13 protein-coding genes and 3 tRNA genes are annotated in these 13320 nt (G+C 59.2%); 12 read left to right on the plus strand and 4 right to left on the minus strand.

Annotated features, from left to right (window positions below):
• Positions 1-25: 25 nt before the first annotated feature.
• Positions 26-2224 (plus strand): esterase-like activity of phytase family protein, encoded by a 2199-nt coding sequence (locus ATY80_RS07510; RefSeq protein ID WP_088691874.1) that lies wholly within the window; start codon positions 26-28, stop codon positions 2222-2224.
• A 62-nt stretch (positions 2225-2286) separates the two neighbouring features.
• Here ATY80_RS07510 and ATY80_RS07515 read toward each other — a convergent pair whose 3' ends face one another.
• The gene (locus tag ATY80_RS07515) at positions 2287-3273 is read right to left on the minus strand and encodes an aldo/keto reductase (RefSeq protein WP_088691820.1); all 987 of its coding nucleotides are present in this window, start codon (positions 3271-3273) and stop codon (positions 2287-2289) included.
• Positions 3274-3585: 312 nt separating this feature from the next.
• On the opposite strand from ATY80_RS07515, the gene ATY80_RS07520 reads away from it, so the two are divergent.
• The gene (locus ATY80_RS07520) at positions 3586-3987 is read left to right on the plus strand and encodes a cupin domain-containing protein (protein ID WP_088691821.1); all 402 of its coding nucleotides are present in this window, start codon (positions 3586-3588) and stop codon (positions 3985-3987) included.
• Between the two features lie 6 nt (positions 3988-3993).
• Here ATY80_RS07520 and ATY80_RS07525 read toward each other — a convergent pair whose 3' ends face one another.
• The 3 genes from ATY80_RS07525 to ATY80_RS07535 form a co-directional block, all read right to left on the minus strand.
• A complete protein-coding gene (locus tag ATY80_RS07525) occupies positions 3994-4599 on the minus strand; it encodes a class I SAM-dependent methyltransferase (protein WP_088691822.1) in 606 nt (201 codons plus the stop codon).
• A gap of 125 nt (positions 4600-4724) precedes the next feature.
• Positions 4725-5903 carry a GGDEF domain-containing protein gene (locus ATY80_RS07530; protein WP_245306777.1) on the minus strand — a complete coding sequence of 393 codons (1179 nt, stop codon included), beginning with the start codon at positions 5901-5903 and terminating at the stop codon, positions 4725-4727.
• Between the two features lie 213 nt (positions 5904-6116).
• Positions 6117-6192, minus strand: a tRNA-Val gene (locus ATY80_RS07535).
• Positions 6193-6590: 398 nt separating this feature from the next.
• On the opposite strand from ATY80_RS07535, the gene ATY80_RS07540 reads away from it, so the two are divergent.
• The 10 genes from ATY80_RS07540 to ATY80_RS07585 all read left to right on the plus strand — a co-directional run bounded on the left by ATY80_RS07540 (position 6591) and on the right by ATY80_RS07585 (position 13315).
• Positions 6591-6667 (plus strand) — tRNA-Asp (locus tag ATY80_RS07540).
• A gap of 53 nt (positions 6668-6720) precedes the next feature.
• A tRNA-Asp gene (locus tag ATY80_RS07545) sits at positions 6721-6797 on the plus strand.
• Between the two features lie 323 nt (positions 6798-7120).
• Complete coding sequence (locus ATY80_RS07550) at positions 7121-7486, plus strand: NADH-quinone oxidoreductase subunit A (protein ID WP_088691875.1); 366 nt, start codon at positions 7121-7123, stop codon at positions 7484-7486.
• Positions 7477-8061, plus strand: coding sequence for an NADH-quinone oxidoreductase subunit B (locus ATY80_RS07555; protein WP_088691824.1), 585 nt, complete (start codon positions 7477-7479; stop codon positions 8059-8061). The genes ATY80_RS07550 and ATY80_RS07555 overlap by 10 nt, the downstream gene beginning before the upstream one ends.
• A 15-nt stretch (positions 8062-8076) precedes the next feature.
• Positions 8077-8679 carry an NADH-quinone oxidoreductase subunit C gene (locus ATY80_RS07560; protein WP_088691825.1) on the plus strand — a complete coding sequence of 201 codons (603 nt, stop codon included), beginning with the start codon at positions 8077-8079 and terminating at the stop codon, positions 8677-8679.
• A 73-nt stretch (positions 8680-8752) separates the two neighbouring features.
• Positions 8753-9943 carry an NADH-quinone oxidoreductase subunit D gene (locus ATY80_RS07565; protein ID WP_088691826.1) on the plus strand — a complete coding sequence of 397 codons (1191 nt, stop codon included), beginning with the start codon at positions 8753-8755 and terminating at the stop codon, positions 9941-9943.
• The gene (locus ATY80_RS07570) at positions 9943-10215 is read left to right on the plus strand and encodes a hypothetical protein (protein WP_088691827.1); all 273 of its coding nucleotides are present in this window, start codon (positions 9943-9945) and stop codon (positions 10213-10215) included. Before ATY80_RS07565 ends, ATY80_RS07570 begins: the two co-directional genes overlap by 1 nt.
• A 16-nt stretch (positions 10216-10231) precedes the next feature.
• Complete coding sequence (locus tag ATY80_RS07575; protein WP_088691828.1) at positions 10232-11365, plus strand: NADH-quinone oxidoreductase subunit E; 1134 nt, start codon at positions 10232-10234, stop codon at positions 11363-11365.
• A gap of 10 nt (positions 11366-11375) precedes the next feature.
• The gene (gene nuoF, locus ATY80_RS07580) at positions 11376-12680 is read left to right on the plus strand and encodes an NADH-quinone oxidoreductase subunit NuoF (protein WP_088691829.1); all 1305 of its coding nucleotides are present in this window, start codon (positions 11376-11378) and stop codon (positions 12678-12680) included.
• Positions 12681-12685: 5 nt separating this feature from the next.
• On the plus strand, positions 12686-13315 hold the full coding sequence (locus ATY80_RS07585) for a 5' DNA nuclease (protein WP_088691830.1): 630 nt from the start codon (positions 12686-12688) through the stop codon (positions 13313-13315).
• Positions 13316-13320: the final 5 nt, after the last annotated feature.

Consider the following 13320-nt stretch of genomic DNA (forward strand, 5'->3'; position numbering starts at 1 on the left):
TCTGTATGAACTCATGGGGGATTTCATGATAGCTTTTTCTCGTAAGACAGCGATTGTTGCAGCACTTCTGACGACGGTCGCGTTTCCGGCCGCCGCTGAGGCCGTTTTCAACCGCATCGCAACCTTTCCGGTGGCATCCAACCTGCCCGAGGGGAAAGACAAGCTTTCGACCACTTCGGCGGAAATCATCGCGGCCACCGACGACGGCATGACGCTGATCTATAGCGACAGTCCGCTCGGTGCGATCGGTTTTGTCGATATCTCAGACGCCAAGGCGCCGAAGGCCGGTGGGGCGCTGATGATGGATGGCGAGCCAACTTCCGTGACCTCGGCCGCAGGCAAGGCGCTGGTTGCCGTCAACACGTCGGAGAGCAAGGCGAAGCCGTCCGGGCGCCTCGCGATCGTCGACATTGCCACCAAGAAGATCGAGAACACCTGTGATCTCGGTGGCCAGCCGGATTCCATCGCGCTCAACAAGGACATGACCCTCGGCGCGATCGCGATCGAGAACGAGCGCGACGAAGACGTCAACGATGGCAAGATCCCGCAGATGCCGGCAGGTGATCTCGCGCTGTTCCAGGTCAAGAACGGAACGGTCGATTGCGGCTCGATCAAACACGTCACGCTGACCGGCCTCGCAGGCATTGGACCCGAAGATCCGGAGCCCGAATTCGTCTCGTTCAATGATCAGAACGAGATCGCCCTGACCCTGCAGGAAAACAACGAGATCGTCATAATCGACGCAGCGACCGCAGCGGTGAAGGCACACTTCTCGGCCGGCAGCGTCGATCTGACCGGCATCGACACGAAGCGCGACGGCGCGCTGAAGTTCACCGGTGAACTCAAGGGCGTCTTGCGTGAGCCCGACGCCGTTAAGTGGCTGGACGATAATCGCTTGGTCGTTGCCAACGAAGGCGATTATCAAGGCGGTTCACGCGGTTTCACGATTTTCGAAAAGACCGGCAATGTCCTCTATGAATCCGGTGCCTCCTTCGAGCGCGCCGTCGCCAATATCGGTCACTACCCGGACAAGCGCTCTTCCGCCAAGGGTGTCGAGCCGGAAGGCCTGGAGGTCGCGACCTTCGGCGGCCAGAAATATATTTTCCTGCTTTCGGAGCGCGCTTCGGTCGTCGGTGTCTACAAGGATACCGGTGCAGAACCGCAACTCGTCCAGATCCTGCCGTCCGGTGTCTCGCCTGAGGGAGGCGTGGCGGTACCGTCACGCAATCTGCTCGCCACTGCCAACGAAGTCGATCTTGGCAAGGATGGCGGCCCGCGGTCCCACGTAATGATCTATGAACTTGGTGAAGGCGAGATGGCCTATCCGCAGATCGTTGCGGCCGAAAAGGACGGCAATCCGGTCGGCTTTGCGGCACTCTCCGGTCTTGCCGCGGTTCCGGAAAAGCCGGGCCGGCTGTTTGCCGTCAGCGACAGCGTTCTCGGCATGCAGCCGACGATCTACACCATTGACGCAACCAAGAAACCGGCCGTCATCACAGAGACGCTGACAGTGAAACGCGAGGGGCAGCAGGCACAGAAGCTCGACATCGAGGGTGTGGCTGTCGATGAGAAGGGCTGGTTCTGGCTGGCGTCGGAAGGCAACAGCGAGAAGCTCGTGCCGCACGCTCTCTATCACGTCAACCCGAAGGGCGAGATCAAGGAAGAGATTGCGCTTCCGAAGGAGCTCTTGGTGAACGAAATCCGCTATGGCTTCGAAGGCGTGACGATCGTCGGCTCAGGCGACGATGCGACGCTTTGGATGGCGGTCCAGCGTGAGTGGAAGGATGATGAAAAGGGCATTGTCAAACTCGTCTCCTACAATCCGAAGAACAAGGAGTGGGGCGCCGTCCGCTATCCGCTCGACAAGTCCGAAGCGGGCTGGGTCGGTCTTTCCGAAATTTCCACTCATGGCGATAGCGTCTACATCATCGAACGCGACAACCTCGTCGGCGACGCAGCGAGGCTGAAGAAGCTCTACAAGGTTGCGGTATCGGAGCTGAAGCCCGCGAAGCTCGGCAGCGAACTGCCGGTCGTCAAGAAGGTTGAAGCCCACGACTTCCTTCCAGAGCTGAAGACCGCCACCAACGGCTATGTCCTCGACAAGCTCGAAGGTTTCGCCTTCGACGGTTCCGGTAAGGCCTATGCCGTCACGGACAATGATGGCGTGGATGATTCCTCGGGCGAAACTCTGTTCTTCCAGGTCAATCTCGTCGGCACGAACTGAGGTTCGCTGAGCCATGAAACAGAATGGCCGGGTCTATGCCCGGCCTTTTTTGTTATTGCCTACTACCAGCGCTGGTGGACATAAGGAGCGACCAATCGTTCGTAGATGTCGCGTGTGGCGTCCATTACGTCGTGTGAGAGCGGCGCGAGACTTGCAGCTGCCGCGTTTGCACGCGCTTGCTCGGCGTTGCGTGCGCCGGGAATGACAACAGTGACGGCATCGCTCATCAGGATCCAGCGGAGCGCGAAGGCCGCCATCGTCGCACCCGATGGCACGAGCTTGCGCACTTCGTCCACAGCCTGCAGGCCGACCTCGAAGGGAACGCCTGCGAACGTCTCGCCAACATCGAAGGCCTCGCCGTGGCGATTGAAATTGCGGTGGTCATCGTTTGCGAATTTGGTCTCGCGGGTGATCTTGCCGGACAACAAGCCGCTGGCGAGCGGCACGCGGGCGATGACGGCGATATTTTTCCGGCGTGCCTCCTGGAAAAACAGGTGGTCGGGTCTCTGACGGAAGATGTTGTAGATGATCTGGATGCTGACAACACCAGGATACTCGATCGCCTTCAGCGCTTCCTCGACCTTCTCCACGCTCACGCCGTAACCCCTGATCTTACCGGCCTTCTGCAACTCGTTCAGACCGTCGAAGACCTCCGGGCGATAAAGCACCTCGGTCGGAGGGCAGTGCAGTTGCACGAGATCGAGGCTGTCGACTCGCAGGTTTTTCAGACTGCGATCGATGAAGCCCTCAAGGTTGGCCTTGGTGTAGCCATCGACGACATGCGGGTTGAGCCGGCGACCTGCCTTCGTCGCAACCATCGGCCGTTCGCCGCCGCGGCTCTCTAGAACGTCGGCAATGATCTTTTCCGACCGGCCGTCGCCATAGACATCGGCGGTATCGATGAAGGTCATGCCGGCGTCGAGCGCCGCGTTCAGCGCGTCGCGCCCGTTGGCTTCGCTGACATCGCCCCAGGCGCCGCCGATCTGCCATGCGCCGAAGCCGATATTCGTGACGGTGTGGGGCAGGTGGCCGAAAGAATGCTGTTTCATGGAAATCCTCCGCGTGATGAAATGCCTCGCCCTAGCAGTCGCTCAGGCGAGGAGCAAGCGCCTGTAGCGGAGATAGGGCGGCATCGCCGGAGCGTCGCCATTTCTTCCAGGGTGGCTTGAAAGGCGTGATTGGGCGCGATCTGCCGCCTCTCGCGGTTGTCGATGGATACGTTTCGGTCTCCGATTGGTGACAAGAGTCGGTGGCCAGAACCAGATGGGCCTGCGATCGAGCTACGCGCCGCTTGGACAATGAAGTCGCTTGGCTTACGGTCGCCTCTTAGACCGATCGTCAGGCACGAAAAGGAAACGTCGATGGAGATCAAACCTTGCGGATCGCGGCCCTCTATGAAGGCCCCGGCAGAATATTTCACAGGGTCGGTCCGCCAGGACCCATTGATGGATGCGCCAACCCCGGCACGGGTGAGGGTGGTCAGCGTCACGTTCGAGCCAGGCGCCCGAACCGCCTGGCATACGCATCCGTTGGGGCAGACTCTCGTTGTGACGGCCGGAAAAGGTCTGACACAGAGCAAAGGCGGTCCCCTTCGTGAGATTCGCGCCGGCGACACGGTTTGGTTCGCGCCCGGTGAAAAACACTGGCATGGCGCCGCCCCCGATACCGCAATGACCCACATTGCGATCCACGAAGCGCTGGACGGCAGCGCCGCTGACTGGATGGAACACGTCAGCGACGAGCAATATGCAGGAAAGGCCTGACGCGGTTCACAGGCGCTTCAGGCAGTAGGAAAAGTGCGCATGCGATTCGACCGTCAGGAATTCGAATTGCCAGCCGTAGTCCTTGCAGAACTTGGTGACCGCTTCGACGACGCCGTAGACGATCGGCTTGACCGTGTTACCGGTGCAGAAATCGTGCCCGGCGATTCGTCCCGTCCGCTTGACCTTCTTCTCGCAAAGCAGCAGTTCCTGCCAGGTGAGCTCGAAGGAATGATCGGTATCGATGTAAGCCCAGTCGAGAAAGTCATCTTCGAATTCGGCGAGCTTTTCGAGCGATGTGCCCTGCATCAGGTGCAACTGCCCACTCTCGATCCGGTCCTTGAACTGATTGTGAATTTGATCGAGCCCCGAACTATAGCGGTCCATGGTCCAGGGATCGATCAGGTAGAGCTGCGCCGGTCGGTTCTTTTCAAGGATCTCCGCCGTGTATTCCCCAAAGGCAGCTCCTGCTTCGACACCGATGCCGCCGTTTGGGATACGATAGAGCAACTCGCCGCGATCCGGCAGCAATCTGGCGTTCTCCATGTGATGGGCGGCAAGCTGGGTCCTCGGCATGCTCGCTCTTTGTGCCTGCCGTTCCTCGCGTGTTTTCATGATGATGTCTCGGATGATGCTTCAGTGACTGGACCGTGCGGCCCGCGAGAACCATCTTATAGCCAGCGCGATGCAATGTTGGCTAGGCTTCTTCCGGAGTAAAGCCAAACCGCTGCGATCTGACTCTACCGATAGATCAGCCAGTCCTTGGGCACATGTGAGACATTCGCGACGCCATGGATGGAGACATTGTCGCCGCCCGATGCTTTTGCCATGCCGAGCGCCTTTTCGGCGAACGCGATAAGGGCGTCGGCCGTTCGGGCTTCCTTCGACATACATATCCCGATTGAGAATGAAAGCGGCGCTGCCCGTTTTCCCGATACCGGATGCACCACCGGCAATCCCTTCAGCCGATCACGGAGCCTGTCGACAAGCCGCATGATCTCCGTCTCATCTGCTGTTCGGAAAATGAAACCGAAGCGCCCCCGATCGAAGCGGCAGGCCAGATCCTCTTCACCGAACATCGCTTGGATCAACTCGCCGACTTTCTTGAGGACGGGCTCAAGAAGATTTGGAATGGCCGCAATGGTCTCGTAGCCATCGATATCCGCAAAGGCGATTCCGCACAGATCGGGCAGACCTGATTTTTCATAGACGTTGGCGAGTTCCTTGTTGAAGACCCGACGGTTCCCCAGGCCGGTCACGATATCGACAAACCTGGCAGCATTTGCCGCAGCGGCCTCGCGTTGTACCTCCTCGAGCTTCTGCGATTTCTCCATCACCTTGGAAGCGAGCATTGCACTTTGCGCCTCGCGAGTATGTGTTGCGGAGCTTACCGATTGCAGCGATCGCGATAGCGCGTCCTTGTCTGTCACATCGTTGGCTTCAAAGACCCGGGCAGCCTGGCTGATGACGCTTCCGTAGCGCGATAGAGCAGACTTTTCCTCGTCGAGCAGGGAGAGAATGCTCTGTAGTTCCTGCTGCACCTGGCCCGAACGCGCCTCGAGCTGGCTGCCTTCGAAGTGGTGGGGCAGGTAACGGCGTCCGATCCCATCCAGAGCCCCCTGCGTCTTGACCGGGCCGAGCGATCTGAGTTCGCGTGCGAGATCCGGACTGTTACCGGTCAGCGCCTCGAATATGAGCTCATAGTTACGCGGCAGTCCTTCGATTCCGAGTTGTTGCAAGACCGTTGCAATGCGAAAGGCTAGACTCGTGTGCGTGTTGAACTGCACCTGATGCTCTCTCCGACGTGACTTCTGACTACCACTGGCGCGGTGGGTGACATGAACGGCGGCCATGGCCCGCTGATAACTATTGCAGGCAAGCTGTGCTGAAGGCTTTCCAGCAACGGCCTGGGGTATCATGCTCCCTGTGACAAACAACTTATGAGGACAATATTGAGCGCGCTCAATTAAGGCGAAGTAAATGAGCGCTCTGCGCAGTGACGCACGAATCATGTGCCAGGCTCGGCATTTTCTTCCTTGCTCGGGAGCGAGGTACGCAGTGCACGCCACCGGCTCGAGCGGCTCGCGAATACGTCGCCATCATCAGTAAACTATGAGGATAGTGGGAGGAAATGGTGGGCGATGAGAGACTCGAACTCCCGACATCCTCGGTGTAAACGAGGCGCTCTACCAACTGAGCTAATCGCCCTCGCGAGATCGGTCCGTTTCGGCCCGCCGCGTCGGTGGCCGTGATCTATGCGGATCGCGGACAAACCGCAAGAGTGTTTGTGAAGATTTTTTGATTTTTTTGAGCGGAGGCGCTCATGCCCCCGTAGTCTCGGTGATTTTTGAGCTGTGGAAAACCGTCGGCGGTGCAGGCGAGGGCTCGGGGAATTGATTGTCTATGTGCGCTCGACAAATACTCCTCTGATAATACACTGAATTTGCGAAGCGAATTTCGTTCTCCAAAAACAATTCGCAGACTGTCATCGTTTTGTCTCCAAAGCTGCTTGACACTCAAATGCGAACCCCTTAGTTAGCCGCTCATCGAAGCGGTAAAGCTGCTTTGACGCGGACGCGAAAGCCTCCGGATCGCTTGAAATGAATGCGGGTGTAGCTCAGTCGGTTAGAGTGCCGGCCTGTCACGCCGGAGGTCGCGGGTTCGAGCCCCGTCACTCGCGCCATTTCAAAATGGAGTGTCGCAAGGCGCTTGATCCGGTTATTCTGTCCACGATGCGCGGGTGTAGCTCAGTCGGTTAGAGTGCCGGCCTGTCACGCCGGAGGTCGCGGGTTCGAGCCCCGTCACTCGCGCCATTCTCTCCTTTCCTCTGTTACATTCTCTGCCAACGCGATCGCCGATTTCGGTGTTCTCTCTTGGCTCGGACGTTCTCTGTTGCTGCGAGCCATGCAATATCCGACGGGCTGACATGCAGACTGAATCGACTTGTGTGGATTTGTCGCGACATCATTGCATCTGCTTGATAATGTCGCGCCTCGACAGTCGAATTGGTGCTCTAAAAGTCTTGCGCCGTGGCGCTGGCTGCGCTAACCACGGCTCTGTTGCAACGCACGTTCGCTTGCCGGGCAATTGCCCACTTGCGCCTTCCTGGCGCAGCCCGCAAGCAGGGATGAACCTGATGACTGGACTGCTCAGTTCCTATATTCCGATCGCTATTTTCATTGGTATCGCCCTTGTAATCGGCCTGGCGCTTCTGATCGCGCCGTTTGCCGTTGCCTTCAAGGCGCCTGACGCGGAAAAGCTTTCGGCTTTCGAATGCGGTTTCAACGCATTCGACGACGCCCGCATGAAGTTCGATATCCGTTTCTATCTGGTGTCGATCCTCTTCATCATCTTCGACCTCGAAGTCGCCTTCCTCTTTCCGTGGGCAGTTTCGTTCGGCGCAATTGGCTGGTTTGGCTTCTGGTCCATGATGGTTTTCCTCGGCGTGCTGACCATCGGCTTTATCTATGAATGGAAAAAGGGAGCCCTGGAATGGGAGTAGCCCCAAGCGATAGGGCGCTCGTCGCGCCGCACCCGAAAGGCATCATCGATCCCGCAACGGGCAAGCCGATCGGCAGCGACAGCGCCTTCTTCGGCGAAATCAACGATGAGTTGGCTGATAAGGGCTTTCTCGTTACCTCAACCCGAGATCTCATCACCTGGGCCCGTACCGGCTCGCTGATGTGGATGCAGTTCGGTCTAGCCTGCTGTGCTGTCGAAGGCCTGATGCAGGTTTCCGGTCCTCGCTACGACATGGAGCGCTTCGGCGTTGCTCCGCGCGCTTCGCCGCGCCAGTCGGACGTCATGATCGTTGCCGGCACGCTGACCAACAAGATGGCGCCAGCGCTCCGCAAGGTTTACGACCAGATGCCTGAGCCGCGCTATGTGATCTCGATGGGGTCCTGCGCTAATGGTGGCGGTTACTATCACTATTCCTATTCGGTCGTGCGTGGCTGCGACCGTGTCGTTCCTGTCGATATCTACGTGCCGGGCTGTCCCCCCACGGCGGAAGCGCTGCTCTACGGGGTGCTGCTTCTGCAGAAGAAGATCCGTCGAACCGGAACGATCGAGCGCTAAGGGCGGAGGACTGTCATGAGTGAAGCCTTGAGCGAACTGTCCTCGTATCTCCGTGAGATGCGCGGCGATCTCTTTCTCGATGCATCCATCAGCTACGGTGAGCTGAACCTAACTGCGACGCCGGAGACGATTCTGGCGCTGCTGACGTTCCTGCGCGACGATGCGCGCTGCGGTTTCATCAGCATGATTGATATTTGCGGTGTCGACTGGCCGCAGCGCGAGAAGCGTTTCGACGTCGTCTATCACCTGCTGTCGCCGAAGCAGAACTTGCGCATCCGCATCAAGGTCGCCGTGGCCGATGGTGAGTCGGTTCCGTCGGCAACTGCTGTCTACAAGGGTGCTGAGTGGTTCGAGCGTGAAGCTTGGGACATGTACGGCATTCCGTTCTCAGGTCACGCCGACCTGCGCCGTCTGCTGACGGACTATGGCTTTGAAGGCCACCCGCTACGCAAGGACTTCCCGACGACCGGTTACGTCGAGGTGCGTTATGACGATGATGCCAAGCGCGTCGTCTACGAACCTGTCGAGCTGAAGCAGGAATTCCGCAATTTCGACTTCCTGTCCCCTTGGGAAGGCACCGAATACGTGCTGCCGGGAGACGAGAAGGCGGCGAAGTGAAGATGAGGCTCGGATTTCTTGAAGCGTCTCTGTTCGCCGTCTCATGCCAATTGCCAGCGCGGAGCGCGTCGCTATGACTGAACATAACGTTCGCAATTTTACGATCAATTTCGGACCGGAACACCCGTCCGCGCACGGTGTTCTGCGTCTCGTGCTCGAGCTCGATGGCGAAATCATCGAGCGCGTCGATCCGCATATCGGCCTGCTGCACCGCGGCACCGAGAAACTGATCGAGACGAAGACCTACCTTCAGGCCGTGCCTTATTTCGATCGTCTCGACTACGTCGCGCCGATGAATCAGGAACACGCTTTCGCGCTCGCGGTCGAAAAGATGCTGAAGCTCGAAATTCCGATTCGTGGTCAGCTGATTCGAGTTCTGTACTCCGAAATTGGCCGAATCTTGTCGCACATCATGAACGTGACGACGCAGGCCATGGACGTCGGCGCGATGACGCCGCCGGTCTGGGGCTTCGAAGAGCGCGAAAAGCTCATGGTGTTCTACGAGCGCGCCTGTGGCGCCCGTATGCACTCGGCCTATTTCCGTCCGGGTGGCGTCCACCAGGATATCCCGCCGGAGCTGGTCGAGGATATCGGCAAGTGGTGCGACCCGTTCCTCAAGATCCTCGACGATATCGAAGGTCTTCTGACTGACAACCGCATCTTCAAGCAGCGTAACGTCGACATTGGCGTGGTATCGCTGGAAGATGCATGGTCCTGGGGCTTCTCGGGTGTGATGGTTCGCGGTTCTGGCGCTGCCTGGGACCTGCGTCGCTCGCAGCCCTACGAGTGCTACAACGATATGGAATTCGATATTCCGATCGGCAAGAACGGCGACTGCTACGACCGCTACCTGATCCGCATGATCGAGATGCGTCAGTCTGTTCGCATCATGAAGCAGTGCGTCGAGCGTCTGATGGGCAGCGCCAAGACCGGTCCGGTGTCGTCGATCGACGGCAAGGTCGTTCCGCCGAAGCGCGGTGAGATGAAGCGGTCCATGGAAGCGCTCATTCACCACTTCAAGCTTTACACCGAAGGCTACCACGTTCCTGCTGGCGAAGTGTACGCAGCTGTCGAAGCGCCGAAGGGCGAGTTCGGCGTCTATGTCGTCGCCGATGGCAGCAACAAGCCGTACCGCTGCAAGATCCGTGCACCGGGCTACGCCCACCTGCAGGCGATGGACTTCCTCTGCAAGGGCCACATGCTCGCTGACGTGACGGCCGTGCTCGGTTCGCTCGACATCGTGTTCGGTGAGGTAGACCGCTGATGAAGCTGTTGCCGCTCGCCGCTCTCGTTCTTTTCGCTTCTTCCGGAGCCTTCGCTCAGGAAGTCGGCGGAATGGGCCCGAAATTGGGTCAGGACGAGGTGCAGCCGCCGGCAGCCAAGGCTTCCATGGGTGAGCTCTTATCCAAGGGCTATGAAATCAAGGCCGCCGTTCCGAACGGCGGCAAGTTCGTTGTGTTTTTGCAAAAAGACCAGTCGGCCTACGCATGCGAGATGAAGTCTCTGACGGCATCGCAGTGCGGGACCATAAACTGACAAGGCGTGAGGAAGAATGTCCGTTCGTCGATTAGCCGAAGATCAATTCCAGCCTGCCGCGTTCGCCTTCAACGACGAGAACGCTGCCTGGGCGGAAAAGACGATCCAGAAATATCCCGCAGGCCGTCAGCAATCCGCTGTCATCCCGCTGTTGATGCGAGCACAGGAACAGGATGGTTGGGTCACGCGAGCCGCGATCGAAAGGATCGCCGACATGCTCGATATGGCCTATATCCGTGTTCTCGAGGTTGCGACTTTCTACACGCAGTTCCAACTGAATCCGGTCGGCACGCGCGCCCACGTCCAGGTATGCGGCACGACGCCCTGCATGCTGCGCGGCTCGGAAAGCCTGATGGCGGTCTGCAAGAGCAAGATCCATCATCATCCCTTCGAGCGGAACGCCTCGGGCACGCTTTCGTGGGAAGAAGTCGAATGTCTCGGGGCCTGCGTCAACGCGCCGATGGTCATGATCGGCAAGGATACTTACGAGGACCTGACGCCGGAACGTCTTGAAGAGATCATCGATACGTTCGAGGCCGGCAATGGCGCGAGCGTCACTCCCGGCCCGCAGATCAACCGTCACTTCTCGTCTCCGGAAGGCGGTCCCACGACCTTGCTGACCGAAGAGAAGCCGAAGAAGGTCTCCACCAAAAAGGCCGTTCAAGAAGCCGTGACTGCAACCATCGACGCGGCCCCGGTTCCTCCCTCGGAAGCCGCACGCGCGAAGAGCACCGATGCGGAAACCAATGCAGCGCTGAAAACGCCGGTCACGGCACCGAAGGCTGCTGCTAAGAATGTCAAAGCGGTGGAAGATCAACCGGCGCCGGCGACCGCTGCGCTGGTGCAAAATGCCGGTAAGCCTTCGCTCGGCGACAAGAACCGTCCCGCTGGCATCGAAAAACCCGCCGCTCCGGATGATCTGAAGATGATCTCCGGCGTCGGCCCGAAGATTGAAGCGACCCTGCATGAGATCGGCATCTTCACCTTCACGCAGATCGCGGGATGGAAGAAGGCCGAGCGCGAATGGGTCGATGGATACCTGAATTTCAAGGGCCGCATCGAACGCGACGACTGGGTCAAGCAGGCCAAGGCGCTCGCCAAGGGCGGCGAAGCCGAATACATTAAAGTCTTCGGTAAGAAGCCGCGGTAAGGGGTGAAGCATGTTACAAGATAAAGACCGCATCTTTACCAACATCTACGGCCTCAAGGACAAGTCCCTGAAGGGCGCGATGGCGCGCGGCCACTGGGACGGCACCAAGCAGATCCTCGAAAAGGGTCGCGACTGGATCATCAACGAAATGAAGGCCTCTGGTCTTCGTGGTCGTGGGGGCGCCGGCTTCCCAACCGGTCTTAAGTGGTCCTTCATGCCGAAGGAGAGCGATGGTCGCCCGCACTACCTCGTCGTCAATGCCGACGAGTCGGAGCCGGGCACCTGCAAAGACCGCGATATCATGCGCCACGATCCACATACGCTGATCGAAGGCTGCGTGATCGCAAGCTTCGCAATGGGCGCGAACGCCGCCTACATCTACGTCCGTGGTGAATATATCCGCGAGCGCGAAGCGCTGCAGGCTGCCATCGATGAGTGCTATGACTACGGCCTGCTCGGCAAGAGCAACAAGCTCGGCTATCCGATGGACATCTACGTCCATCACGGTGCCGGCGCCTATATCTGCGGTGAAGAGACCGCGCTGCTCGAAAGCCTTGAAGGCAAGAAGGGCCAGCCGCGCCTGAAGCCGCCGTTCCCGGCCAACATGGGCCTGTACGGTTGCCCGACGACGGTCAACAACGTCGAGTCGATCGCCGTTGCGCCGACCATCTTGCGTCGCGGCGCGTCCTGGTTCTCCTCGATCGGCCGTCCGAACAACGTCGGCACCAAGCTGTTCATGCTGTCGGGTCACGTCAACAAGCCGTGCACGGTCGAAGAGGAGATGGGGATCACCTTCCGCGAGCTCGTCGATCGTCATGCCGGCGGCATCCGGGGCGGCTGGGACAACCTGCTTGCCGTCATCCCCGGCGGCGCATCGTGCCCGATCGTTCCGGCCAAGGACATCATCGATTGCCCGATGGATTTCGACGGCCTGCGCGCCGTCGGTTCGTCCTTCGGTACAGCCGCGTCGATCGTCATGGACAAGTCCACCGACGTCATCAAGGCGATCGCCCGCATCTCGGCCTTCTTCAAGCATGAGAGCTGTGGCCAGTGCACGCCGTGCCGCGAAGGCACCGGCTGGATGTGGCGCGTGATGGAGCGCATGGCCAAGGGCAATGCCCAGAAGCGCGAGATCGACATGCTGTTCCAGGTCACAAAGCAGATCGAAGGCCACACCATCTGTGCGCTTGGCGATGCTGCCGCATGGCCGGTGCAGGGTCTGATCCGTAACTTCCGTCACGAGATCGAAGCGCGCATCGACCAGTATACGGCAAGCGCGCTGGATCACGGTGCGGTTCTTGAGGCAGCAGAGTAAGGCTGATGACGAAGGCGTCCGACAGCAATGACAAGGAAGAGGTGGCTGATTTCTCGGCCGACTTCGGTCGTCTTGCTGCCGAGATGCTGGAGAACGCCCGCGTGCTCCCGGTGCCGCCTGTAATGGTAAACCCGGCTGCGGCAATGGCTGCGGCGACCGCGATCGGTCTCGGCTTTTCGACGCAGATGGCCGGCGCATTCTTCGGAGCCTTGCAGGGCGCGCTCGATGCAACGAGCAAGCTAGCAGCCGTTCTGGACGAAACGCCGCCCGACGAGGGTAAGCCTCAGGTCGAGATCCAGCCGGAGAACGTTCGTCCTGCGCCTGCCAACAAGGTTGCAGGGAAGGTCAAGCTTTCTGTGGTTGCAGCAGAGCCGACCGCGAAGCCTCGTGTGGTAACGAAGCCAGCTCCGCGTGCTCGAAAGACCGACGATCTGAAGCAGATTTCCGGCGTCGGTCCGAAGATCGAGCAGGTGTTGAATGCCAAGGGCATTCGCGCCTTTGCCGTGATCGCCAGCTGGTCGACCGAGGACGCGGCACGCATCGACGCAGAGCTCGGTTTCGACGGGAGGATCGCTCGCGACGGCTGGGTTGACCAGGCTAAAGCACTGGTTGCTGGAGCGCGAAAGCGGAAGTGAATTTT

The organism is Rhizobium sp. R711, assembly GCF_002211365.1.
Classification (GTDB): Bacteria; Pseudomonadota; Alphaproteobacteria; order Rhizobiales; family Rhizobiaceae; genus Rhizobium.

Coding starts and splice junctions, on each gene's coding strand:
- ATY80_RS07510 (WP_088691874.1), top strand. CDS start 26: ATGATAGCTTTTTCTCGTAAGACAGCGATTGTTGCAGCACTTCTGACG.
- ATY80_RS07515 (WP_088691820.1), bottom strand. CDS start 3,273: ATGAAACAGCATTCTTTCGGCCACCTGCCCCACACCGTCACGAATATC.
- ATY80_RS07520 (WP_088691821.1), top strand. CDS start 3,586: ATGGAGATCAAACCTTGCGGATCGCGGCCCTCTATGAAGGCCCCGGCA.
- ATY80_RS07525 (WP_088691822.1), bottom strand. CDS start 4,599: ATGAAAACACGCGAGGAACGGCAGGCACAAAGAGCGAGCATGCCGAGG.
- ATY80_RS07530 (WP_245306777.1), bottom strand. CDS start 5,903: ATGATACCCCAGGCCGTTGCTGGAAAGCCTTCAGCACAGCTTGCCTGC.
- ATY80_RS07550 (WP_088691875.1), top strand. CDS start 7,121: ATGACTGGACTGCTCAGTTCCTATATTCCGATCGCTATTTTCATTGGT.
- ATY80_RS07555 (WP_088691824.1), top strand. CDS start 7,477: ATGGGAGTAGCCCCAAGCGATAGGGCGCTCGTCGCGCCGCACCCGAAA.
- ATY80_RS07560 (WP_088691825.1), top strand. CDS start 8,077: ATGAGTGAAGCCTTGAGCGAACTGTCCTCGTATCTCCGTGAGATGCGC.
- ATY80_RS07565 (WP_088691826.1), top strand. CDS start 8,753: ATGACTGAACATAACGTTCGCAATTTTACGATCAATTTCGGACCGGAA.
- ATY80_RS07570 (WP_088691827.1), top strand. CDS start 9,943: ATGAAGCTGTTGCCGCTCGCCGCTCTCGTTCTTTTCGCTTCTTCCGGA.
- ATY80_RS07575 (WP_088691828.1), top strand. CDS start 10,232: ATGTCCGTTCGTCGATTAGCCGAAGATCAATTCCAGCCTGCCGCGTTC.
- nuoF (WP_088691829.1), top strand. CDS start 11,376: ATGTTACAAGATAAAGACCGCATCTTTACCAACATCTACGGCCTCAAG.
- ATY80_RS07585 (WP_088691830.1), top strand. CDS start 12,686: ATGACGAAGGCGTCCGACAGCAATGACAAGGAAGAGGTGGCTGATTTC.